A 22,237-nucleotide genomic window follows, 5' to 3' on the forward strand; every position below is an offset into this window, starting at 1 on the left:
GCTGTATGGGGGCATACAGCACTAAGAAGTAACGATTAAGCGTGTGTATTGATGTAATCAAGCACGATTTCGTGGTGGTTACTGGTTTTAAAATTGTCAAAGACGTGTTCTATTTTCCCAGTAGGGTCAACAAGGAAGCTAATGCGATGAATACCATCATAGGTTTTCCCCATGAATTGTTTTTCACCCCAAACCCCAAATTGCTCACATACTTGGTGGTCTTCATCTGATAATAAAGTGAAGTTCAACATCTCTTTTTCAGCGAAACGAGACAGTTTCTCTGGTTTGTCTGTGCTAATACCTAATACTTCGACACCTTTCGCTTTAAGTGTATCCATTTCATCACGTAGACCACACGCTTGAACAGTACAGCCAGGAGTCATCGCTTTAGGATAAAAGTAAACTAATACGCGCTGACCCTGGTAATCAGAAAGATTGATGAGCTCACCATCTTGGTCAGGAAGGCTAAATTGAGGCGCCTTATCACCGGCTTTCAATGGGTTCATTACATATATCTCCGTTAACTTTGCATGTTGGGGTTGTTAACAATACTTATGTTGCCTTTAGCATTTAGCATTGTACACAGTTGTTGAAATTTATTTTTTATAATTATGCCATTATCGTCCAACGGATCGTGTGCAGTAATCTGAATTTCCAGTTGAGCGGGCATATCATTATTGGCTGGTTGTGTTTTAGAAACAAGCTCCGCGATATTACATTGCGAGGTTGTGAATAAATTTGTGAATTGCTCGACAATACGAGGTGCGTCGTCGACAACAACATTCACTGTTACTGTCGATGGGTAATAGGTTGTTTGCACGCTCTGAGTTCTTTTCATTACGATGAGCAAGTCGAGCTCGGCACCTTTAGGTGGCAATGTCGCCTCTAAAAGAGTGATAGCATTCCAACTGCCTGATAACATCATAATGAAGGTGAATTCCTTGCCAAACATCGCTAAGCGACTATCTTCAATATTACAATCACACTCGCTGACGAGGCGTGTAATGGTATTCACAATGCCCGGACGATCTGTTCCCAGCGCAGTAATGACAAGAAATTGCTGTTCAGTCTTAGGCAAAGTCTATTCCTTAGTATTTTAATTATGTCAGTTAAACATTTAATTAGAATATAGCAGTAAAATTCTAGCGCTAACAACTGACTGGCTATGAGGGTAAGGAAACCATAAAAAAGGCAATCTGCCAAGGGGATAAATAGACTCTTGCGAGAAATATCAGTGAATTATTACTTCTATTTAAGTTAATGTCCTCGGCATTAACAAAATTCATTAAATTCTTGCTATTGAGTGGTTTTCTTCTTTGAAATGAAAAAGTAACATGGTAGTTCAATTATTAAGGGGGTATCGCTATGGCTAATGGAAACGCAAATTATAAAGATTTTTTAACGGGAAGCATTGTTGCAGTTATTACACCAATGGATTCGGCAGGGCGTTTAGATAAAGCCAGCCTGAAAAAGTTGGTGGATTATCATGTTGAAAGCGGAACAACTGCGATTGTTTCTGTTGGTACAACTGGCGAATCAGCAACCTTAACGCACAAAGAACATGTGGATGTCGTGAAAGCGACTCTCGAATTAGCAGATGGCCGTATTCCTATTATTGCAGGAGCTGGTGCAAATGCTACCGCTGAAGCTATTTCTTTGACAAATGAGTTTGAAAACAGCGGTGTGGTTGCTTGCCTGACGGTAACACCTTATTATAATAGGCCTTCTCAAGAAGGGCTATATCAACACTTTAAGGCAATTTCAGAAAACACCAGCTTGCCACAGATTCTTTATAATGTACCATCACGCACTGGCTGTGATATGTTGCCTGAAACTGTGGGGCGTTTAGCAAAACTGGCGAATATTGTTGCAATTAAAGAGGCAACAGGGAACTTAGCTAGGGTTCATCAAATCAAAGAACTGGTTGATGATGATTTTGTACTGTTAACAGGTGATGACGCAACGGCGCTTGATTTCATGCAACTAGGTGGTAAAGGCGTTATTTCGGTCACATCTAACGTTGCGGCCGCACAGATGGTAAAAATGTGTGACTTAGCGCTTGCAGGCAAATATACTGAGGCGCGTGAATTAAATAAAAAACTGATGGGGCTTCATCTTCAGTTATTTGTTGAACCAAATCCAATTCCAGCGAAGTGGGGCTGTCATCGCTTAGGTCTGATTGCAGATGGGACATTACGGTTGCCAATGACACCGTTAACCACCTCGGGCCAGCAAAAAGTTGAGGAAGCCTTGAAACTCGCTGGATTACTGTAAAATTTAGGGAATTTTAATGGCAACATTATTGCAAAAATCGAAGGTTATGAAGGTTGCTGGCCTGTCACTTGTTGTGTTACTGGCAGCCTGCTCCAGCGATCAGCGCTATAAACGTCAGGTCAGTGGTGATGAGGAATATCTCAATGCTGCGCCATTGAAAGTGTTGAATGTGCCACAGGGGCTTACATTACCAGAACAAAATGGTGAGTATGATATCCCTAAAGCCACATCAACAGGGGCAATTGGAAAAGCGTTAGACATTCGTCCACCAGTACTGACAATTTCGCAATTAGCGGGTTCTCGTACAGAGGATAGCGCTCAAGCAAGTCGTTTGTTGCTAGAAAATACACCTGAAAATAGTGCGCTTTGGTCACAAGTTACGATGATCTTAGAGCAAAGAGGGATTCCAGTTTCATCTAAAGACGATGGCTCTCGCTCAATTGAAACCGATTGGGTGAAATGGGATCGCGCAGATGAAAACGTACCGATTGAGAGTCGCCATAAAGTTACGGTGCAACCAGAAAACGGTATGATGGCATTAACGGTAACTAGCTTAGGCTTACGTCAAGGGGGAGAGACAATTACGGATGTTGTCGAAACTCAACGTTATAACAAGCTGTTATTGAATGAATTAACCGATAACTTATATACGTTACGTGATACTTCAAACAAAAATAGTATCCAAAATGCCTATGGTATCATTGATGTTCAAACCGGTAGTGATGATACTGGCTTACCTTTAGTTGTGGTTCGTGCGCCATTTGATGCAGTATGGGAACGCTTACCTCACACCTTAGAAAGTGTTGGTATGAAAGTGGGTGACCGTACGCGCTCAAGTGGTTCTGTGATGGTAACTTACAAAGGTTTAAGCAGCTCAGAATGGCAGGCTTTGGGTATTGATGATCCAACGGTGCCAGAAGCAGATTATAAAGTGCAGGTTGGTGACTTAAATAACCGTAGTACACTGCAATTTATCACCACCAAAGGTGTGCCTTTAACACAAAAACAAAATGATGAAATGGTTGCAGCGCTGAAAGCAGCATTTAGTAAAGCACCTGCCAAAAAGTAATAATTCAACATTTTGAGATGACTAATTAAACCGTAGCTTAAATACAAGCTGCGGTTTTTTTTATTTAAATTGGATGGAGTTGTATTGGGGTAAAGATATTAAGCTTCATACGAATAGGCTGGTGGTTATCAGCTCTGTATTTTGTTTATTTCATGCTACTCGTAATCTATATACTTAGTTAGTTATTAAATAGCATTTCATCAATTTGAATTTTCCTTCTCTGGTAGGCTAATTTTATCTTTCATGTTTTCACCTAAAACAAATGGACAAAAAATCAGTGTTTATGGTTAAGTAATCGTTTGCGTCTGCTCGGGAATTTTATTATCATGATTAACAGTGAATTATAAAATATTGAATATCAGCTAGTTAGCATTTTACATGGTGAATTTCAGTAACTGACTGAAACAGAGCAGAAAATTAACAATGAATAGGCCATTTGATTGGTTTTTGTTCTTCTGTTACTTATCTGAATCTGCTGTGCAGGTTGATTTTTGTTTAGTTTAATCACATCCCTGGAGTGTGTAAGATGCAAAAGAAAGCTGAGTTGTATCGTGGTAAGGCAAAAACAGTCTATACCACAGAGGATCCTGATCTACTGGTTCTGGAGTTCCGTAATGATACATCAGCACTCGATGGTGAGCGTATCGAGCAGTTTGACCGTAAAGGTATGGTAAATAACAAATTTAACCATTTCATTATGAGCAAATTAGAAGCAGCCGGTATTCCAACACAAATGGAAGCATTATTGTCTGACACAGAAGCTCTGGTGAAAAAGTTAGATATGGTACCTGTTGAGTGTGTGATCCGTAACCGTGCCGCAGGTTCACTAGTCAAACGCTTAGGTGTTGAAGAAGGCATGGTGTTAAATCCGCCACTATTTGACTTATTTTTAAAGGACGATGCCAAACATGACCCAATGGTGAATGAATCGTACTGTGAGACTTTTGGTTGGGTGAGCAAAGAAAACTTGGCAAAAATGCGTGAGCTAAGCTACAAAGCCAATGAAGTGCTCAGTAAAATCTTTGCGGATGCAGGGCTAATCTTAGTCGATTTTAAACTGGAATTTGGCTTGTATAAAGGCCAAGTGGTATTAGGCGATGAGTTTTCGCCAGACGGCAGCCGTTTATGGGATAAAGAAACGCTCAATAAAATGGATAAAGACCGTTTTCGTCAGAGCCTTGGTGGCCTAATCGAAGCTTACGAAGAAGTCGCACGCCGTATTGGCGTACAGCTAGATTAATCAATTTCCTATAATTTGAATGAGATTTTAGCCTGCATTGCAGGCTATTTTTTTAGTCGCTAATCGAGGGGGATTGTTGGCTAATAAAATGTGTAATCCATGATGAGAGAACGGTATCAGTGGTTTTTATTTGTAGTTGTTGACTAAGTGACATCAATGTAGGCGCGGGCAATGGGCTTTCGACTTGTAACTCTGGATGGCTTAATATTTCCGTTGGCTGACCGTCAGCGATGAGTTGGCCATTTGATAAATGCAATACGCGTTGAAAATGGCGGGCAACAAAATCAAGGTCGTGGCTAATAGAAACGACGGTTACCCCTTTTTCGCGCTGCAAGGTTAGCCAATGCTCAAATTTGCGCAGCCAAAAAGCGTCGAAGTCACGGCTTGGCTCATCAAGCAGCAATAACTTAGGTGAAACAGCCTCTAAACAGGCAACAGCAACCATCCTGCGTTGGCCTGCATGTAAATCTAAAGGGTGTTTATCTGCTACATCAACTAAGTGGCAAATTTCAAGTGCTTGCTGTACTCGCACGTGAATATCACGTTTATGATATCTCTGGCGTTTTAAACCAAAAGCAATCTCATCACGCACACAACTATGAAAAATTTGTTTTTCAACTTCTTGGAATAAAATACCGATATGGTTGGCTCTTTGTGGTGAGGAAAGAAGGTTAAGCGGTTGGCTATCAAGCTGAATATCACCTTGTGTAGGGCGCAATAACCCCGCGAGAAGGCGTAATAATGTTGATTTACCTGCACCATTATCCCCAACTAAAGCGACCCATTCACCAGAGTGAATAGATAGAGATAAAGATTGTATATTATCAATAGTAGATCTGGGCCAACGATAGCTCAGGTTTTTAATCTGTAACATTCCGCTCCTTAAACATCTGTAGCAATTGTGCTTCATTGTGGGGAATTGTTCCTCGCCAATGCCCTAATTTGGCCAGTTTACCTATAGCACGCCAAGCCTCTGGCATATTGATTGTTTCAATAGCATCAAGAAAAACATCATCCAAGCAGCCTGTAGCAACCACTTTCCCAGATTCTAAAAAGGCTTTGCCGGTACTCAACAAAAGGAATGAATCACAGAAACTGATGGCAGGTAATAAATTGCGTTCAAAAAAAATAATGCTGCAGTTTGTGTGTTCTGTATAGTGTTGCAATTGCACTAAAATGCGCTGTGTTGCACTGGGTGTTAGCCGACTAAAGGCTTCATCGAGCAAGAGAAGTTTAGGTTGCATCGCTAATGCACTTGCTAACACGACACGTTGTGCTTCACCGCCCGATAATGTCGCAGGATGGCGCTTACGTAGAGCTTCACAAAACGTGAGTGCAATCGCGTGTTCAACTCGTTGACTAATTTCACTGGGTGATAAGCCAAGGTTTTCAGGCCCAAAGGCAATTTCCTGTTCAACGGTAAACGCGCAACCCGAGAGTTGTAATTGAGGGGATTGCTGAACAAGTTGGCGTGATATAGATACCTGAACTACAGAGCTGTCAGCCAAGGGGGCTTGTAATACCTCAGCGGTTCCTTCTATTTTCCCTTGAATAAGGTCACTATGCCAACCTGCAAGTATTTGTGCTAGCGTGCTTTTCCCGCTGCCATTACCACCAAATACACATAGCCATTGGCCTGCATTAAGCTGAAGATCAATCGGCCCTAATAAGGACTGCTCCGCGCTTTGTGGAATGAAGCGCATTTGTTGTAGATTCACCACCACAGAGAGAGACCACCTTCAATAAAAATTAACAAAACTAGCCCATACCTAAGTAGGGCTTGGAATGAACTATCCGTAGGTGGGTTCAATGTCGTGCGTTTAGCACAATAGCGAAAACCACGCATGTCTAATGCGGCTCCACGAATACTCAAATCACTAAGGGTATTACTGGCAAGTGGAAATAATAGGGCGGGTAATGATATAACACGTTGCCAAAAGCGCCCATCAAGAGGGACGCCTCTTGCCAATTGTGCCTCACGGATGGTGTTTAATTGCTGACGAAATTGTTCTGCAAGCAATAACGGCCCTGCGAGTAGATATGCAAAACTAGCAGGTAAACGGCTAGCAAACAACGCACGAATAAAGCGTTCAGTCTGTACATATTGCAACCAAAGCTGAGAAGCGCTAATAATCGTTAATAACTTAAACCACAATGCCAGTGCAAATTCAGGGCGGCTATTTTTTAAGGTGTCGCCGGTTAATAGCTGGGCTAGCCAACCCCCGTGAATTAACCAAAGCCCTGCCGCCATGGGGAGCATAATCCATGTAACAATTTTCCAACGATGACGTGCAGGTCGCCAAAGTAATAAAGCAGCGAAAGTACTGCAACCAAGCACAATTAATAGCCAGCTCAGTGGTAAGAAAAGCGAACTTACACTGAGCCAAAACCAAATTGTTAGCGAGGTGAATGGATGCATTTAACTGACCTTCGCCATATTGGGATAATTACGTTGGACACGTTCTGGTAATTGTCGAACGAGTAACCAAGCAATAATGGCAGATGCAACTTTGTCCGCAATATTGGCGCCTAATACCGTAATTGCTACCGATTCTAATAAGTTATCGCCAACAGCATGGAAATACGCGACAAAGAAATCAGCTCCGCTACCGGTTGTTCCTGCAAATAAGTATGTGCGAATAGGAACAGCAACTATCATTAATGCAAAAGTAATCAATACACCGGATAAAACCACTCTTGGTAAGGTGCGAAAACCACCTGCGCGAGCTAATAACCCAGCGCTGAGGCCAATCATCATCGCAACAGGCGCAAATGCAGCGGCAATTGGCCCGCTGAGTAAACCCCATAATAAATTAGTTAATAAACCACTTAATAATGCAACCCAAGGGCCTGCTAATAACGCACAAATTAACGTTCCTATAGAATCCAGAAAAATAGGCAGTTTTAGCATTGAACTTAATTGGCCAATAACCATATTAATGGCAATAGAAAAAACAATTAAAGTCAGTGTACGACTAGAAATAATCGACGTTTTAGCCATGACAAAGTCATTCCTTACAGTAATGGAATAATAAAATTAGCGAGAAGTGATGATAAGTTCTTCATAGCCTGATAACGGGCAAGGTTCACGAATGAAATTTACCTTTTCCAGTTCCCCAATAATCAGTTCTAATGTTGTTCTAACTGTGCAACCCGGCATCATATGACCACCGAGGACTTGCCCTTGCTCATCAGAGACAGCTAAATGCAGGTGTTCGCCTTTGGCATCTAAAGTGCCAATTAATGAAACAATTTCAAATTTACCTGTTGTGTGAAAGGTATCTTCTTGGCCTGCAAAACGTAGTGCAACGTCAGTTAAGCTACCTACACTGCTAGCAATGAATGCAGCTTGTAGGCCATGCTGCTCAATTTTATGTCTTAATGTTAAAAGTGCGTCTTCGCCAGGGATTAAGCGAATAGCAATAAAGCGCGCGTTTGAATAGGGCGATAAAGATTGGTTCATATTCTTAATCCTAATAATTGTGCTTATGCAGAGCGTCGCACAACCATTCAAATCATTAAAATTATAAATAATGCTAAGTTATGATTTTTCTGTATTAATTGTCTTTGCTTATTATACGCAATTGAGATGAATTGTCTGGTTGTAAAGGTATTTAGGACTATCTTCAGCAAAAGGCACCACAAGTTGGTTTTTATAATGATAAATATAAGAAAAACGTAGAAATAAAAAAATAAACAGTGATGAATATTCCGAATATTTAGCTTAAGTTTTTTCAGGGGTGGGTATTATCTGCATTAACATGCTAATTTTTATACAATTAAGCTTGTTGCCGTGAAATATGCTGAGATGCCATCTTTCGAGAAGTATTATAGAGATAATAAAGAACAGCTAAAATGTCGCACTTTAGTTAATTAATTGTGTGGAGATAGTAAGGTTTTTTATTAATATAAAAATATCGTCGCCATAAAAATAAAAAGAGTTGGCGTTAATATTTGCTTCTTTGATGATGAGCCAATAACATGTTTTTAAATCAGCCTAGTTGCTGCTAATAAATTATAATTGTGCGTTTTACAGGGACAAATCTATGAGTCATGTTGATCCAACATTAATCATTTTACTGGTCTTAGCCGGGTTAGGTATCATTAGTCATAATATGACCGTCACCCTTGCGATGCTATTTTTATTGGTGGTCAGAATAACACCATTAAATAATTATTTTCCATGGATTGAAAAATATGGCTTAACCATTGGGATACTTATCTTAACAATCGGTGTTATGGCGCCAATTGCGAGTGGTAAAATAACGGCTAATGAGGTATTAAGCTCATTTTTGAATTGGAAATCGATTCTGGCAATTGTTATTGGGATCGCAGTTTCTTGGTTGGGTAGCCGAGGCGTCACATTAATGTCCCATCAACCATCTACGGTTGCAGGCTTACTGGTTGGAACCGTCATTGGCGTTGCTTTATTCCGTGGTGTACCGGTAGGGCCCTTAATCGCTGCTGGGATTTTGTCACTATTAATTGGTAAATCATAGTATTACGATGGTGAAATTACTTACTGTCATTATAGAACAACTGCATATAGTTGGTATGCGTCGTCTTATGGTTCTTTCTGGCGACGATGCATGGGTAGAACAACAACTCAAACAACTTCAAGTTGCTATTGATGGCGATTGGTTAACGATTTCATCAAACTTACCGCAAGGGGTTTCCCCTGAAAATGCACATCTATTATTGGGTCGTGAATTTTTACATGGCATTTTTGATGTACGTAAAGGGTTTCATAGTGAAGCACTAGCCATGCTTGCTGGCACATTAAAAGCAGGGAGCTTGTTAGTTTTATGTACGGCGCCTCAAAAAGAGTGGGCGACAAATACCGATCTAGACAGCCTGCGCTGGAATGAACAATTGGGGCTCATTTCGACACCGAATTTTGTACATCACTTGCAGCGAACTTTCCACACATCTCCCGATATTTTATTTTATAAACAAGGGAATGAGCCTGATTTTTCATTACTAAAAAACAAACCATTATGGCAAGCACCGACAGGCCAGCCAACAGAACAGCAGCAGCAAATAATTAGTCGATTATTAAGAGCAGAACATGGAGTTTGGGGTTTGATAGCGCCGAGAGGGCGCGGTAAATCGGCAATAGCAGGGATGTTAATACAACATGTTGTGGGGGAGTGTTGGTGTTGTGCTCCTGCAAAAGTGGCGACAGAAGTCTTAAGCCGGCATGCAGGCCAAAAGATTAATTTTTGGTCCCCAGATAGCTTACTCGCATACTGCCGTAGCAATGAAAATATAACCGCAGATTGGCTGATCATCGATGAAGCTTCTGCAATCCCTAATTATATTTTACGAGAACTCGTGGGGTATTTCCCTCGAGTTTTATTAACCACGACAGTCGATGGCTATGAAGGAACAGGGCGTGGATTTACGCTAAAGTTCTGTGCAAGTTTAGCCCATTTCACTTTACTGCAACTTGATAACCCAATGCGTTATGCGGCCAATGATCCTTTAGAATTATGGGTCAACGAGGCTTTATTGCTGCAAGAACCAGCCACTCAAACGGTTCTTGCTGGAAATATTGAATATAAAGCGTTAACCCAGGCATCATTAGCGGAAAATAATGAGCAATTAAAAGCGTTTTATGGCTTATTGATGAGTGCACATTATCGAACGTCACCATTAGATTTACGACGACTATTGGATGCCCAACAGCAACATTTTATGGTGGCAAAAACTGAGTCTCATGATTGCGCCTATTTAGGTGCATTATGGATGGTAGATGAAGGTCAATTGGCCGAATCATTGAGCTGGCAAATATGGGCTGGGCTTCGTCGACCAAGAGGAAATTTAGTTGTCCAATCTTTAGCAGCTCATAGTTATTTCCCTATTGCAGCACAATGGCTATCTCGCCGAGTGATGCGTATTGCCGTTGATGCGAACCACCGTAGGCGCCAAATTGGTTTGACGCTTTTAGAAAAACAGAAAGCAATTGCTATAGAGCATGGGTTAGATTTTTTATCTGTTAGTTTTGGATTAACACCGGACCTAGTCGCATTTTGGCAAAAAGCGGGCTTTCGGTTAATACGAATAGGTTCGCACAAAGAAGCGAGTAGTGGCTGTTTCACGGCAATGGCGATATTACCGCTATCAGATCGGGCAAGCCTACTTTGTCAACAAGGGGAAATGCAATTAAAACGCGATATTTATTGGCGAAATGATCTGTCTGAGTTTGCTTTAGAAACCAGTGAGCAGCAGCAATTAACCGCTGATGATTGGATAGAACTGATCGGTTTTAGTGAGTTTAAACGTCCTATTTCTGCGAGTCAAAGTGCGATTATGCGTTTATTAAGGGAAGAAACAACCGGGCTTGCGATCCTCAGACGGCACTTTGTGTCATGTGAGCCTATCGCACAGATTTGTGCGGATATTGGTATAACAGGGCAAAAGCAATGGTTACAACGAGTAAGGAAAGAGGTTGGTATACAGGTAAAACTATACCAACCAGCGCTTTTAGCTGAAATAAAGCAAAAGGTTATTTCTTCTTGTCTTTAGGCCAATCGTCTTCATCATCCCAAAGGTGGTTATTATCTTGATGTGGAGGGATTTCTGGCTTGCCATCTAAAAACTTTTTGGGGTCCAATTTCATCATTTCTTTGACTGAATTCCAGATAAGACCTACCAATAAGAGTAAAATTATCCACCAGTAGTCGGCTAACCATTGCATACATTACCTCTATGAAATTGGGTAAAAGCTAAATGTTGATTTTAAATTATTTAAAATTTATACCGTTAGAGTACCATTTACACTTTGTATGAAGCAGTATGTTTTTTCAGAGATAACTACAGAAAATACACCTACAGAGTTTATTGTTTATTTAAATACCATGGCAAATGCACCAGCAATACCAAGCAAAATATCAGAGCCTGTAAGTGCGTAGATATTTTTAACCTCTTCACCACGAATATCAGCAAAGCGTTCAAGCGCTTTTTCTGTTGAAACGGCGTCAACTTCTTCAAATTGCTTTCCATATCCGGCAGCAATTAGCTTTTGAGTCTCTTGTTCATTTGGTGTAACGATAGCAATAACTTTTCCGGCCTTCATAAAAAAAGAGTAATGATTCATGGGGCTTCCTAATAGTCTTAAGTTTAGGCTCCTGTCATTTTCTCAGGCTTAGCAAGTCATGACTGGGGCTATTAGCGCTCTTTTCGTAGTAGAACAAAGGAATAATAATCGCATCAACAGGCAAAAGCGACTTTTCATTAAGCTTGTTTACCATTAGAGTATACCATTGATATTATTATGAGTTACCACAGATTTTATGCGGTTTTTACCATTTAATTTATTTATTCGGGAGGAGGGGGAATTTTGAAAAAATTGTTCCTCATTGCTATTGGATGGTTAGCCGTTGTGCTGGCTTTTGCTGGCGTCGTTCTTCCCGTTTTGCCTACCACGCCTTTCTTATTATTGGCGGCATGGTGCTTTTCTCGTTCATCTCCACGTTTTCATCATTGGTTATTATATCGCTCTTGGTTTGGGGGGTATATTCGTCACTGGCAAAAGCATAAAGGGCTACCGAAAGGGGCAAAGCCAAAAGCAATTATATTGATAATACTTACTTTTTCACTATCAATCTGGGTTGTTAGTTATATATGGTTAAAAATAGGTTTATTGGTACTGTTGTGTTGGCTGCTTATTTTTATGTATCGACTTCCAGTTGTTGATGAACAAATTTCCAAACAAAATAAAGAAGCCCCATAAATGATGTCGCATCACCTATGAGGCGTTGGCGTTATAGAAATTGTTTTGTTAGCTTAGAAATTATTCAGGAACCCTAATATAGCGTTCAAATACATAATCTAAGTTAGTGTTTAACCAATTTTTCCCGCAAATATCTTCTTGCTTGAGAACTTGCTTAATGACTTCTGGCGTTAAAAGCTGTTCAGCTTCATGGGACAGCGGCCAGTAACTAATATGCCAAGGTTCATCGGCAACCCCTGCATTTTTTGCCGTGAAGGGACGATAAAAATCAAATGTCGCCATGTTATCCGTCAGCCAGTGGTTTAGTTCAGCAAAATAGCCGCCAGTTTCATATTCCCAAGGCTCTAATTGTAAAGTTTGCCCTGCTGGGATCCGTAATGGGTCATAAACATCTATTTCGGTTCCCCAATGATGACGGCTTGCTCCTGGTAATGCAGACCAATGTAAAATAGCTTCACACAGCTCACCTTCTGAAAGCGTTGTAATATCTAAAGGTTGGCTTTGTGCATCAAGAACAGGGCGAAGACCGGTGAATTTTTCATTCCAAATTAACTGTTGACGTGAAAAATCACGAAATGCACTTGCTGATTGTAACTTGAAGCCCGCTTTTACTGCAGCTTGTTGCATGGCTAAAAATGCCTTGGTGGCATTAAATTGTAGGCGATGAGGGCCACCAAGTGTCACTAAATGGTCCGTGGAACGGCCTGTTAGCATTGCGATGGTAATCATAATAACAATAGCTCCATGACTCGCTCATAAATTAAGGCAAGTTGTTGCAAGTCTTTGACACTAACGCATTCATCAACTTTATGTATAGTGGCATTCAATGGGCCAAGCTCAATCACTTGAGTACCCATTTGGGCGATAAAACGACCATCTGATGTTCCACCACTGGTAGATAGCTCAGCGTTAAGACCCGTCAATTCATGGATTGCTTGCAAAGTTGCAGTGACAAGTTCTTGTTTTTCAGTCAAAAATGGCTGACCAGATAATGACCATTCTATTTTATATGCCAGACCATGGCGGTCTAACATACTAGTGACCCTGTCACGTATTTGTGTGTCGGTCAATTCTGTGCTGAAACGAAAATTAAATTGAACAAATAACTCACCGGGGATCACATTACTTGCCCCAGTACCCGCATGAATATTGGCAATTTGCATGGTGGTGGCAGGGAAAAATTCGTTGCCGTTATCCCAGATAGTTGAAGTGAGCTCTTGCAAAAAAGCGGTTGCACGGTGCACCGGGTTGTCAGCTAGATGTGGATAAGCGACATGCCCCTGTGTTCCTAAAATAGTCAAATTTGCTGTAATAGAGCCTCTACGCCCATTTTTTATGATGTCGCCTAAATGAGATTGGCTTGATGGCTCACCGACTAAACAGTAATCAACGCGCTCATTACGTGCCATTAATGTTTCTACAACTTTAACCGTGCCATCTAATGCATCAGCTTCTTCATCTGAGGTGATTAAAAAGGCCAAGCGTCCTTGGTGGAGAGGGTGTTTTTCGACAAAGCGCTCTGCTGCGACAACCATTGCTGCGACAGAACCTTTCATATCAGCAGCACCACGGCCATATAAATGTTGATTAATAATTGTTGGGTTAAACGGAGGAGTTTGCCAATTTTCGCTATTGCCTGCGGGTACAACATCGGTATGACCTGCAAATGCGAGGGTTGGCCCTTGAGTGCCTCGGTGTGCCCAAAAATTTAATGTGCTACCAAAATGCATTGGTTCAATGGTAAAACCAAGTTGGTTTAAGCGCTCGGTAAGTATTGCTTGGCAGCCTTGGTCATCGGGGCTGATAGAAGGGCGTGCAATCAGTTCTTTGGCTAGTTGAATAACGGGACAATCCATTAAATCCACCTGATTATCGAATGAAGCTTTGGTAGTCATTAGCGTTAAACCCAACTAAGTATCGGTTATCTGGAGAAACAAGTATGGGTCTTTTGATCATGGCAGGCTCTGCAATTAGCACTTTTTTAGCACTGTCAGCGTCAATAACTGCATTTTTTTCATCATCAGTCAGTTTTCGCCAAGTTGTTCCTCGTTTATTGACTAATACTTCCCAATCAATATGTTCCATAAAGGTAGAAAGTAGTTCATCGCTAATACCATCAACACGATAATCATGAAATTGATAGTTAACTCCATTGTCTTCTAAGTAACGGCGTGCTTTTTTAATGGTGTCACAGTTTTTAATTCCGTACATAATATAAGGAGAGTTAGGTGTATTGGGCATATGATTTTCCTCAAAAAACTAGCGATAATCCTTACATAATGCGGCAAAACTCACTTGGGATCTAGCCCAAATGTGAGAAATATATAATAACCTTATAATGACATTAAATGTAATTTAGCTCAGATAATTAATATATTAAAAATAAATTATCTTGAACGCATATAAATTAAGCTAGCTTCAAGACGAGATCGAACGCGTAATTTTTTAAGAATATTTCGAATGTGAACTTTAACGGTTTCCTCAGAAATAAAAAGTAAGTTAGATATTTCACGATTTTTTAAACCTACAGCCATTTCATGCAAAATTTCAGACTCTCGTTTTGTCAATGCGGATAGCGGGTCATTATAATGATGACGTGAAATAAGATGTTGATAAATTTTTTCACTAAAAACTAATTGCCCTTTAGAGGCTTTTTTCATACTGTAGAATAGCATATCAAGCTCACTATTTTTTAATAAATAACCTTGTGCTCCCGCGTCAATAGCACCATATATATCTGTTTTAATCGTCGAGGCAGATAACACTAATAAGTAGCTATCATTGCAGTGTTTACGAAGTAAACGTATAGTTTCAAATGTTTTAATACCTTGAATATTAATATCTATAATAATTAGGTTAGGTTTTAACTGCCTTGCCATACTTAGAGCTTCGTAGCAACAAGCGCACTCTGCTGTGATAATAAAGTGTGTATCGGTATTGATGAGCTGCCGCAATCCCAAGCGTATAATAGGGTGCTCGTCAATAATCATTACTGTATATTTAGACATAGAGGGTTCCTTTTTATGTCTCAAATGCCAACGTCTAGTTAGGTATTTCCTATAAAATAGACAATTTAATTTCGGTACGTTTATTATATTTAATTGGGGTTTTAATAATTATATAATCAGCAGTATGGAGAAGTGAGATTTATATTAATCGTTTACTTAATATTTTATAGTTCCATACTAATAATATGGTGCTTGGTGATAATACATTAAAATCGGGAAAATCATATCTAATATTTAAATTAAAGTTAAACAGATGAACATATTTAAGGTGGAATTATATTGTATTATTATGCAATTAATTATTTATATATATTAACCTCATAAAATTAATAATAAATTATTTTTAGTTGTATCTTTTAAAATTAAAGCGAGGTTGCGATATAAACAACATAACCAAGGCGATTATGTTTTACTCAGGCAGTGACCTAACTCTATTGTAACTGAAAGATTTTTCTGGAAATTGCCAGTATGATCATGATTTGCTAGTGAGATGTGTTTATACTGTTATCGCTCTTACCTTACTTCTTTTGAAAGGACTTGACGATGGATGACAAATTAAAACAAAGTGCTCTTGATTTTCATGAGTTTCCACATCCTGGGAAAATTACGGTTACCCCAACTAAACCACTAACAACCCAGAGAGATCTCGCATTAGCATACTCACCAGGTGTTGCAGTGCCATGTCTAGAAATTGCAGATGACCCACTTAAAGCTTATCGTTACACAGCTAAAGGTAACCTTGTCGGGGTTGTCTCTAATGGTACTGCCGTCCTTGGGTTAGGTAATATTGGTGCCTTGGCTGGTAAACCAGTCATGGAAGGAAAAGGTGTACTATTTAAAAAGTTTTCTGGTGTTGATGTCTTTGATATTGAAGTTGATGAAACAGATCCAGACAAATTAGTTGATATCATTGCGTCTCTTGAGCCGACTTTTGGTGGTATTAACTTGGAAGATATCAAAGCACCAGAATGCTTTTATATTGAACAAAAGCTCCGTGAGCGGATGAAAATCCCTGTGTTCCATGATGACCAACACGGAACCGCTATCATTTGTACTGCTGCTGTTATCAATGGATTACGCATTGTAAAAAAAGAAATTGGTGATGTCCGCCTTGTAGTTTCTGGCGCTGGCGCAGCATCAATCGCTTGTATGAATTTACTCGTCGCGTTGGGGTTGAAACGCGAACATATCACCGTCTGTGATTCAAAAGGGGTGATTTATAAAGGCCGAGATGAACGCATGGATGTCACCAAAGCTGCGTATGCCATTGAAGATAACGGTCAGCGTACTTTGGCAGATGCTATTCCTAATGCGGATATTTTCTTAGGTTGTTCAGGTCCACGTCTTTTAACGCCGGAAATGGTGAAAACCATGGCAAAAGATCCGCTAATCTTAGCACTGGCCAATCCTGAACCCGAAATTTTGCCACCATTGGCGAAAGAAGTTCGCCCTGATGCCATTATTTGTACTGGCCGCTCTGATTACCCAAATCAGGTTAATAACGTGTTGTGTTTCCCATTCATTTTCCGTGGTGCGTTAGATGTCGGTGCAACAACGATTAATGAAGAAATGAAACTGGCTTGTGTGTATGCCATTGCAGACCTTGCATTGGCTGAGCAAAGCGAAGAAGTGGCTTCAGCGTATGGTAACCAAGATTTATTTTTTGGCCCTGAATACATTATTCCGAAGCCATTTGACCCACGTTTGATTGTTAAAATTGCACCGGCTGTGGCAAAAGCAGCAATGGACTCAGGGGTAGCAACGCGTCCAATTGAAGACTTCGATGTCTATATCGAAAAATTAAATCAATTTGTTTATAAGACAAATTTATTCATGAAACCTATCTTCTCTCAAGCTAAGACTGCGAAAAAACGCATTGTTTTAGCTGAAGGGGAAGAAGAGCGTGTATTACATGCTACACAAGAGCTGGTTTCTTTAGGTTTGGCTTTCCCAATCTTGGTTGGGCGCCCAAGTGTGATTGAAATGCGTATTCAAAAACTTGGCCTACACATTGAGTTAGGTAAAGATTTTGAAGTGGTTAATAACGAAAACGACCCGCGTTATAAAGAATACTGGCAAGAATATTACCAAATCATGAAACGTCGTGGTGTATCCCAGGAAATGGCGCGTCGTGCAGTGATTAATAACCCAACCTTAATTGGTGGGATCATGGTGTTACGCGGTGAAGCTGACGGGATGATTTGTGGTACCGTGGGCAGCTATGGCGAACATTATGAAGTTGTTAAAGATTTATTCGGTTTCCGCGAGGGAGTTCATGCTGCAGGTGCAATGAATGCATTGTTATTACCAACGGGCAATACGTTTATCGCAGATACTTATGTTAATGAAGACCCTTCACCGGAAGAGTTAACTGAAATCACGTTAATGGCAGCGGATACGGTAAGACGCTTCGGTATTGAGCCAAAAGTGGCTTTATTATCGCGTTCTAGCTTTGGTTCTTCAGACTGCGCATCAGCACAAAAAATGCGTGATACACTCTCGATGATCAAAGCGCGTGACCCTCATCTTGAAATTGATGGCGAAATGCATGCGGATGCCGCATTAATTGAATCTATCCGTAAAGATGTGATGCCTGATAGCCCGCTGAAAGGTTCAGCAAATTTATTAATTATGCCAAATATGGAAGCTGCACGTATTAGTTATAACTTACTGCGTGTGACAAGCTCTGATGGCGTGACTGTCGGGCCGGTATTGATGGGTGTTGCGAAACCGGTACATATCTTGACACCAATTGCGTCGGTACGCCGTATCGTGAATATGGTGGCATTAGCAGTGGTTGAAGCTCAAACCAATCCACTCTAACCGTTAATATTAATTAATGCGTGTTAAAGGCTTCTATGATTTTATAGGAGCCTTTTTTATTGAAAATGATTCTCATTATCTGTATCTTGTGAGCTTGACGACATAAGATGGAAAGCATAATGATTTCAATTAGATTGACCTCTCGAATAGCCACTTTAATGGTTGGGTTATTTTTCCTTATCGGTTGTACACAAAAAATTGAACCGACAATCGTACAATTAGATAGCCAACTAACAGTAAGCAACCAAATTATTGACTTAGCAACAGGTAAGTCTTTAACACCTCAGCAATTAGTCGAGCAGCTTGCTCAATCTCCACGTGTCATTGTCGGAGAAAAACATGATAACCATTATCACCACCAAATTGAGCAATGGCTTGCACAAGAAATGCCGAAAATACGACCTCAAGGCGCGGTTCTACTCGAAATGCTGACACCATCGCAGCAAAATAGTGTGAACCGTGTACAGGCGCAGATGCAAAATAACCCTTATATTCGTGACGAAAAGCTACAGTCCGCTTTAAATTGGAATAGCGGTTGGCCTTGGGAGCAATACGGGGCTTTAATCCGCCATTTGCTGAGTTCGCCTTATCCGCTACTGTCTGCAAACCTAGATAAAGACGAGGTGCTTGCCGCCTACGCTAAACCGTCATCAGTAACGGGGCAACATTCAGCACAACCCATTGTTCAAGAACTTATCAGTAAAACGATTGAAAGTTCTCATGGTGGGGAACTGACAGCGGAACAAGTGGCAAAAATGACCGTTATACAGCAGTTGCGTGACCGCCGTATGGCAGAGTCGTTATTAAATGGACCTACACCCGCGCTCCTATTCGCAGGTGGCTATCATGCAACAAGAGCAATTGGTGTGCCTTTACATGTGCAAGACCTCGCCCCCGAAGAACCCGTAAAAGTATTAATTATTTCAGAAAGAGGTGAAGAAATAGACCATTTACATGCTGATTTTGTGTGGTACACGCCTAAATGATGACTAAGTAATAGCAAGTTAATGATTTCAAAAAAGTTAATTTTGTGAAGTAATCTTTATTTTCAGCAAGAAATGATTTCCATTTTCATTTGTTATTAATTATCATTTGCATTTATATATGAATACGTAAGTACGTAAGATAAAAATGAGTATAACAACATTTGAAAATGAGTATTTGAAGCGAACAACGAAGATGAGTGGGGGCTTCATATTGGCAATTGCTCTTCATATTGGGGTTGTTGGGTTATATATATGGGTAACTCACAATCAACAATGGGAAGAGTTATTGCCTCCGCCATCAGTGGTAATGGAAATTTCAATTGAATCGCAAGCCGAACAATTGACAGAAGCTAACATTGGTCAACTACAAGAGTTATCGGTGGCGAGCCAGGCTCATGAAGCACCATCAGAAGAGAAAATTATCCCACCATTAACCATCAGTGAGCAGGCAGAGGTGCAAGTTGCTAAAGCGGTGAGTCCAAAACAAACAGCTGAAGTCAAAAAACAAAAGCGTGAAAAGCAGGTAGTTGAACAAAAACAAGCGACTGATTCAAAAGCCAATGATGCCCCTGTCACCAGTGATGCAGCAGCACCATTACAAACTCAGAAAATTGCCGCAGAATTTAATAGTCAGTCACAATCGATAGATAACGCGAAAAGGCTATGGGAAGCACAAGTATTGGGGAAACTAAATAAATACAAGCGATTCCCTGAAGACGCCGTAAGGCGGGGGCGAGTCGGTCAATCAACAGTAACATTTACGGTTGATCCACAAGGTTTTTTGCTTGGTAGTGACCTAGTAAGTTCATCAGGAACACGATCTTTGGATAGAGAAGCATTGCAGGTGCTATCGAGAGCAGCACCTTTACCTGAACCCCCAGCTGAAATTTTAATCAATGGACGAGTAACTGTCAGGATACCTATTGATTTTACTCTTAATGAAAAATAGATTGGATAAATTATGCGTAATAAACTCACTGAGTTTTGTTTTATTACTTTACTTGGTTTATATGCAGCAACCAGTGCTGCGGAGGATAGAATGTCAGCACCAATAGCCAAAAAACAACCTTATACCATCACCATTCACGGAGATGCCCGTGTAGATAACTATTATTGGTTAAGAGATGATCAACGCGAGTCTCCAGAAATTATCGAATATTTAACGCAAGAGAATAATTATACGCAGCAAAAACTTGCAAAAGGTGAATCGTTAAAAAAAGAAATTTACGATGAATTGTTTTCTCGTATGAAGCAGGACGATGAATCAGTTCCCTATAATTATAATGGTTATACCTATCGTTCACGAGTTGTCGCAGGTAAAAATTATTCTATCTATGAAAGACGCCCTGTAAATAGCCAAGATGAATGGGTTGTATTAGTTGATGGTAATGAACGAGCGGAAGGCTCTGAATATTATCGTATGGGAGCGTTAGCGATTTCGCCAGATAATACCACGCTAGCGATTGCTGAAGATCGCCAAGGACGTAATGAATTTGCAGTGTCATTTCGCAAAATTGATGAGAGCAAGTGGCAGGAAAATGTATTAACCAATACTTCAGGTAATATTGTCTGGGCTAATGACAACCAAACGCTATTCTATGTGAATAAAGATAAGCAAACATTACTACCTTATCAGGTGGTTAAACATCAATATGGTACACAGCAAACGCAAGACAAACTGGTGTATGAAGAAAAGGATGATACTTTTTACGTTAGTTTAGTGAAATCGACTTCAAAAGATTTTATTTTAATGGGTATCACGAGTACTGAAACCTCTGAGTACCGCTTAATTGATGCCAATCAGCCACAAAATGACGTTAAAATTTTAAAACCACGTCAAACGGGGGTTGAGTACTATCCTGACCATTTCAACGGTAAATTCTATATTCGTTCTAATCACCAGCATCCATTATTTGGTTTATATATTGCAGACAATATTTCAGCACCATGGGTAAGCTTTATTGCGCCGCGTGATGGGGTTGATCTTGAAGGTTTTGCTTTATTTAATAATTGGTTAGTTGTGGAAGAACGCCAAAATGGTTTAGTGAATATTCGCCAAATCAGTTGGTTAACGCATAAAGAAAACCAAGTGAGCTTTGATGACCCGACATACATGGCGTGGATCGGAAATAACCCTGAGCCAGATACGGATAAACTACGCTACGGTTACTCATCAATGACCACCCCGTCTTCAGTATATGAAATTAATATGCTGACTCAAGAAAAGCAGCTGTTAAAACAAGAAGAAGTTAAAGACTTTAATAAGCAAAATTACCAAAGTGAGCGTATTTGGGTTACTGCACAAGATGGGGTAAAAGTCCCGGTTTCATTGGTTTACCGTAAAGATCTTTTCAAACATGGCCAAAACCCATTGTTAGTCTATGGTTATGGCGCTTATGGATATGGCATTGACCCTTCATTTAGTTCATCTCGTTTGTCTTTACTGGATCGCGGCTTTGTTTATGCGATCGCACATATTCGTGGTGGTGGTGACTTAGGTAAAAATTGGTACATACAAGGTAAAACAATCCACAAGATGAATACCTTTACTGACTTTATTGATGCAACCAAAGGGTTATTATCAGAAGGTTATGGTAAAGCAGGACATGTGTATGCCATGGGGGGCAGTGCGGGTGGCTTATTAATGGGCGCGGTTGTGAATATGGCGCCTGATTTATACGAGGGCGTTGTTTCCGCTGTTCCATTTGTTGATGTGGTAACCACAATGTTAGACCCATCAATCCCTCTGACCACCGGGGAATACGATGAGTGGGGTAACCCTGAAAATGAAGAAGATTACTGGCGAATTAAAGCGTATAGCCCTTATGACAATATCAAAGCACAACATTACCCACATATTTTAGTGACTACTGGGTTACATGACTCTCAAGTTCAATATTGGGAACCAGCAAAATGGGTGGCTAAATTGCGGGATATTAAACAAGGCAATTCATTATTATTATTAGAAACTAATATGAATGCAGGGCATGGTGGTAAATCAGGGCGTTTTAATGCTCTAGATGATATCGCTCAAGAATATAGTTTTATTCTCATGCTTGAAAATAAAGATAAATATTTTCCATATTTAAAATAATAATTAAC

General features: G+C 40.3%; 22 protein-coding genes and 1 pseudogene. 10 read left to right on the plus strand and 13 right to left on the minus strand.

What is annotated here, in order from left to right:
* Positions 1 to 35: 35 nt before the first annotated feature.
* Both bcp and PSE60_RS05425 read right to left on the minus strand, forming a co-directional pair.
* A complete protein-coding gene (gene bcp / locus PSE60_RS05420) occupies positions 36 to 506 on the minus strand; it encodes a thioredoxin-dependent thiol peroxidase (protein ID WP_004253548.1) in 471 nt (156 codons plus the stop codon).
* Positions 507 to 520: 14 nt separating this feature from the next.
* On the minus strand, positions 521 to 1,078 hold the full coding sequence (locus PSE60_RS05425) for a glycine cleavage system transcriptional repressor (protein ID WP_004253549.1): 558 nt from the start codon (positions 1,076 to 1,078) through the stop codon (positions 521 to 523).
* Between the two features lie 287 nt (positions 1,079 to 1,365).
* On the opposite strand from PSE60_RS05425, the gene dapA reads away from it, so the two are divergent.
* From dapA to purC, 3 genes are all read left to right on the plus strand, one after another.
* The gene (gene dapA, locus PSE60_RS05430; RefSeq protein WP_004911368.1) at positions 1,366 to 2,274 is read left to right on the plus strand and encodes a 4-hydroxy-tetrahydrodipicolinate synthase; all 909 of its coding nucleotides are present in this window, start codon (positions 1,366 to 1,368) and stop codon (positions 2,272 to 2,274) included.
* Between the two features lie 16 nt (positions 2,275 to 2,290).
* Positions 2,291 to 3,343, plus strand: coding sequence for an outer membrane protein assembly factor BamC (gene bamC, locus PSE60_RS05435; protein ID WP_004911365.1), 1,053 nt, complete (start codon positions 2,291 to 2,293; stop codon positions 3,341 to 3,343).
* 526 nt (positions 3,344 to 3,869) lie between these two features.
* Entirely contained in the window at positions 3,870 to 4,583 is a 714-nt protein-coding gene (gene purC, locus PSE60_RS05440; protein ID WP_004911363.1) for a phosphoribosylaminoimidazolesuccinocarboxamide synthase, read from the plus strand.
* Between the two features lie 232 nt (positions 4,584 to 4,815).
* On the opposite strand, the pseudogene PSE60_RS05445 reads toward purC, so the two are convergent.
* The 5 genes and pseudogenes from PSE60_RS05445 to PSE60_RS05465 form a co-directional block, all read right to left on the minus strand.
* A pseudogene (locus tag PSE60_RS05445) lies at positions 4,816 to 5,457 on the minus strand (energy-coupling factor ABC transporter ATP-binding protein); the annotation flags it as partial.
* Positions 5,444 to 6,307, minus strand: a complete 864-nt coding sequence (locus tag PSE60_RS05450; RefSeq protein ID WP_272664754.1) for an energy-coupling factor ABC transporter ATP-binding protein — start codon at positions 6,305 to 6,307, stop codon at positions 5,444 to 5,446. The pseudogene PSE60_RS05445 and the gene PSE60_RS05450, both read right to left, overlap by 14 nt.
* On the minus strand, positions 6,298 to 7,002 hold the full coding sequence (locus PSE60_RS05455) for an energy-coupling factor transporter transmembrane component T (RefSeq protein ID WP_272664755.1): 705 nt from the start codon (positions 7,000 to 7,002) through the stop codon (positions 6,298 to 6,300). Before PSE60_RS05455 ends, PSE60_RS05450 begins: the two co-directional genes overlap by 10 nt.
* Positions 7,003 to 7,584, minus strand: a complete 582-nt coding sequence (locus PSE60_RS05460; protein WP_272664756.1) for an ECF transporter S component — start codon at positions 7,582 to 7,584, stop codon at positions 7,003 to 7,005. It abuts the gene before it with no gap.
* Positions 7,585 to 7,620: 36 nt separating this feature from the next.
* Positions 7,621 to 8,046 (minus strand): PPC domain-containing DNA-binding protein, encoded by a 426-nt coding sequence (locus PSE60_RS05465; RefSeq protein WP_210836291.1) that lies wholly within the window; start codon positions 8,044 to 8,046, stop codon positions 7,621 to 7,623.
* 583 nt (positions 8,047 to 8,629) lie between these two features.
* Between PSE60_RS05465 and PSE60_RS05470 the strand changes: the two genes are divergently transcribed.
* Complete coding sequence (locus PSE60_RS05470; protein ID WP_004911348.1) at positions 8,630 to 9,082, plus strand: DUF441 domain-containing protein; 453 nt, start codon at positions 8,630 to 8,632, stop codon at positions 9,080 to 9,082.
* A 7-nt stretch (positions 9,083 to 9,089) separates the two neighbouring features.
* The gene (locus PSE60_RS05475) at positions 9,090 to 11,111 is read left to right on the plus strand and encodes a tRNA(Met) cytidine acetyltransferase TmcA (protein WP_272664757.1); all 2,022 of its coding nucleotides are present in this window, start codon (positions 9,090 to 9,092) and stop codon (positions 11,109 to 11,111) included.
* Here the strand turns inward: PSE60_RS05475 and PSE60_RS05480 are convergent.
* Both PSE60_RS05480 and PSE60_RS05485 read right to left on the minus strand, forming a co-directional pair.
* Complete coding sequence (locus tag PSE60_RS05480; RefSeq protein ID WP_272664758.1) at positions 11,092 to 11,283, minus strand: hypothetical protein; 192 nt, start codon at positions 11,281 to 11,283, stop codon at positions 11,092 to 11,094. The two genes, PSE60_RS05475 and PSE60_RS05480, sit on opposite strands and share 20 nt — an antisense overlap.
* Before the next feature lie 147 nt (positions 11,284 to 11,430).
* Entirely contained in the window at positions 11,431 to 11,682 is a 252-nt protein-coding gene (locus tag PSE60_RS05485; protein ID WP_272664759.1) for a hypothetical protein, read from the minus strand.
* A gap of 243 nt (positions 11,683 to 11,925) precedes the next feature.
* Between PSE60_RS05485 and PSE60_RS05490 the strand changes: the two genes are divergently transcribed.
* Positions 11,926 to 12,318 (plus strand): DUF454 family protein, encoded by a 393-nt coding sequence (locus PSE60_RS05490; RefSeq protein WP_272664760.1) that lies wholly within the window; start codon positions 11,926 to 11,928, stop codon positions 12,316 to 12,318.
* 60 nt (positions 12,319 to 12,378) lie between these two features.
* Here the strand turns inward: PSE60_RS05490 and PSE60_RS05495 are convergent, their stop codons facing one another.
* From PSE60_RS05495 to PSE60_RS05510, 4 genes are all read right to left on the minus strand, one after another.
* Positions 12,379 to 13,047: a M15 family metallopeptidase gene (locus tag PSE60_RS05495; protein WP_272664761.1), complete on the minus strand. Its 669-nt coding sequence runs from the start codon at positions 13,045 to 13,047 to the stop codon at positions 12,379 to 12,381.
* Positions 13,044 to 14,174, minus strand: coding sequence for a succinyl-diaminopimelate desuccinylase (gene dapE / locus PSE60_RS05500; protein ID WP_272664802.1), 1,131 nt, complete (start codon positions 14,172 to 14,174; stop codon positions 13,044 to 13,046). Before dapE ends, PSE60_RS05495 begins: the two co-directional genes overlap by 4 nt.
* 13 nt (positions 14,175 to 14,187) lie before the next feature.
* The gene (locus PSE60_RS05505) at positions 14,188 to 14,559 is read right to left on the minus strand and encodes an ArsC family reductase (protein ID WP_247605480.1); all 372 of its coding nucleotides are present in this window, start codon (positions 14,557 to 14,559) and stop codon (positions 14,188 to 14,190) included.
* Positions 14,560 to 14,705: 146 nt separating this feature from the next.
* Positions 14,706 to 15,326 (minus strand): LuxR C-terminal-related transcriptional regulator, encoded by a 621-nt coding sequence (locus tag PSE60_RS05510; protein WP_210840249.1) that lies wholly within the window; start codon positions 15,324 to 15,326, stop codon positions 14,706 to 14,708.
* A 543-nt stretch (positions 15,327 to 15,869) separates the two neighbouring features.
* On the opposite strand from PSE60_RS05510, the gene maeB reads away from it, so the two are divergent.
* From maeB to PSE60_RS05530, 4 genes are all read left to right on the plus strand, one after another.
* Complete coding sequence (gene maeB, locus PSE60_RS05515; RefSeq protein ID WP_272664762.1) at positions 15,870 to 18,149, plus strand: NADP-dependent oxaloacetate-decarboxylating malate dehydrogenase; 2,280 nt, start codon at positions 15,870 to 15,872, stop codon at positions 18,147 to 18,149.
* Between the two features lie 119 nt (positions 18,150 to 18,268).
* Positions 18,269 to 19,135 carry a ChaN family lipoprotein gene (locus PSE60_RS05520; protein ID WP_272664763.1) on the plus strand — a complete coding sequence of 289 codons (867 nt, stop codon included), beginning with the start codon at positions 18,269 to 18,271 and terminating at the stop codon, positions 19,133 to 19,135.
* A 145-nt stretch (positions 19,136 to 19,280) separates the two neighbouring features.
* Positions 19,281 to 20,084 (plus strand): cell envelope integrity protein TolA, encoded by an 804-nt coding sequence (locus PSE60_RS05525; RefSeq protein ID WP_272664764.1) that lies wholly within the window; start codon positions 19,281 to 19,283, stop codon positions 20,082 to 20,084.
* A 12-nt stretch (positions 20,085 to 20,096) separates the two neighbouring features.
* Positions 20,097 to 22,229, plus strand: a complete 2,133-nt coding sequence (locus PSE60_RS05530; RefSeq protein WP_272664765.1) for a S9 family peptidase — start codon at positions 20,097 to 20,099, stop codon at positions 22,227 to 22,229.
* Positions 22,230 to 22,237: the final 8 nt, after the last annotated feature.

The sequence above is a fragment of the Providencia sp. PROV174 genome (assembly GCF_028480685.1).
In the GTDB taxonomy this organism is placed as follows: domain Bacteria; phylum Pseudomonadota; class Gammaproteobacteria; order Enterobacterales; family Enterobacteriaceae; genus Providencia; species Providencia rettgeri.

Coding starts and splice junctions, on each gene's coding strand:
- PSE60_RS05485 (WP_272664759.1), bottom strand. CDS start 11,682: ATGAATCATTACTCTTTTTTTATGAAGGCCGGAAAAGTTATTGCTATC.
- PSE60_RS05475 (WP_272664757.1), top strand. CDS start 9,090: ATGGTGAAATTACTTACTGTCATTATAGAACAACTGCATATAGTTGGT.
- PSE60_RS05460 (WP_272664756.1), bottom strand. CDS start 7,584: ATGGCTAAAACGTCGATTATTTCTAGTCGTACACTGACTTTAATTGTT.
- PSE60_RS05465 (WP_210836291.1), bottom strand. CDS start 8,046: ATGAACCAATCTTTATCGCCCTATTCAAACGCGCGCTTTATTGCTATT.
- PSE60_RS05525 (WP_272664764.1), top strand. CDS start 19,281: ATGAGTATAACAACATTTGAAAATGAGTATTTGAAGCGAACAACGAAG.
- dapE (WP_272664802.1), bottom strand. CDS start 14,174: ATGGATTGTCCCGTTATTCAACTAGCCAAAGAACTGATTGCACGCCCT.
- bcp (WP_004253548.1), bottom strand. CDS start 506: ATGAACCCATTGAAAGCCGGTGATAAGGCGCCTCAATTTAGCCTTCCT.
- PSE60_RS05455 (WP_272664755.1), bottom strand. CDS start 7,002: ATGCATCCATTCACCTCGCTAACAATTTGGTTTTGGCTCAGTGTAAGT.
- bamC (WP_004911365.1), top strand. CDS start 2,291: ATGGCAACATTATTGCAAAAATCGAAGGTTATGAAGGTTGCTGGCCTG.
- PSE60_RS05530 (WP_272664765.1), top strand. CDS start 20,097: ATGCGTAATAAACTCACTGAGTTTTGTTTTATTACTTTACTTGGTTTA.
- maeB (WP_272664762.1), top strand. CDS start 15,870: ATGGATGACAAATTAAAACAAAGTGCTCTTGATTTTCATGAGTTTCCA.
- PSE60_RS05495 (WP_272664761.1), bottom strand. CDS start 13,047: ATGATTACCATCGCAATGCTAACAGGCCGTTCCACGGACCATTTAGTG.
- purC (WP_004911363.1), top strand. CDS start 3,870: ATGCAAAAGAAAGCTGAGTTGTATCGTGGTAAGGCAAAAACAGTCTAT.
- PSE60_RS05510 (WP_210840249.1), bottom strand. CDS start 15,326: ATGTCTAAATATACAGTAATGATTATTGACGAGCACCCTATTATACGC.
- PSE60_RS05480 (WP_272664758.1), bottom strand. CDS start 11,283: ATGCAATGGTTAGCCGACTACTGGTGGATAATTTTACTCTTATTGGTA.
- PSE60_RS05520 (WP_272664763.1), top strand. CDS start 18,269: ATGATTTCAATTAGATTGACCTCTCGAATAGCCACTTTAATGGTTGGG.
- PSE60_RS05505 (WP_247605480.1), bottom strand. CDS start 14,559: ATGCCCAATACACCTAACTCTCCTTATATTATGTACGGAATTAAAAAC.
- dapA (WP_004911368.1), top strand. CDS start 1,366: ATGGCTAATGGAAACGCAAATTATAAAGATTTTTTAACGGGAAGCATT.
- PSE60_RS05470 (WP_004911348.1), top strand. CDS start 8,630: ATGAGTCATGTTGATCCAACATTAATCATTTTACTGGTCTTAGCCGGG.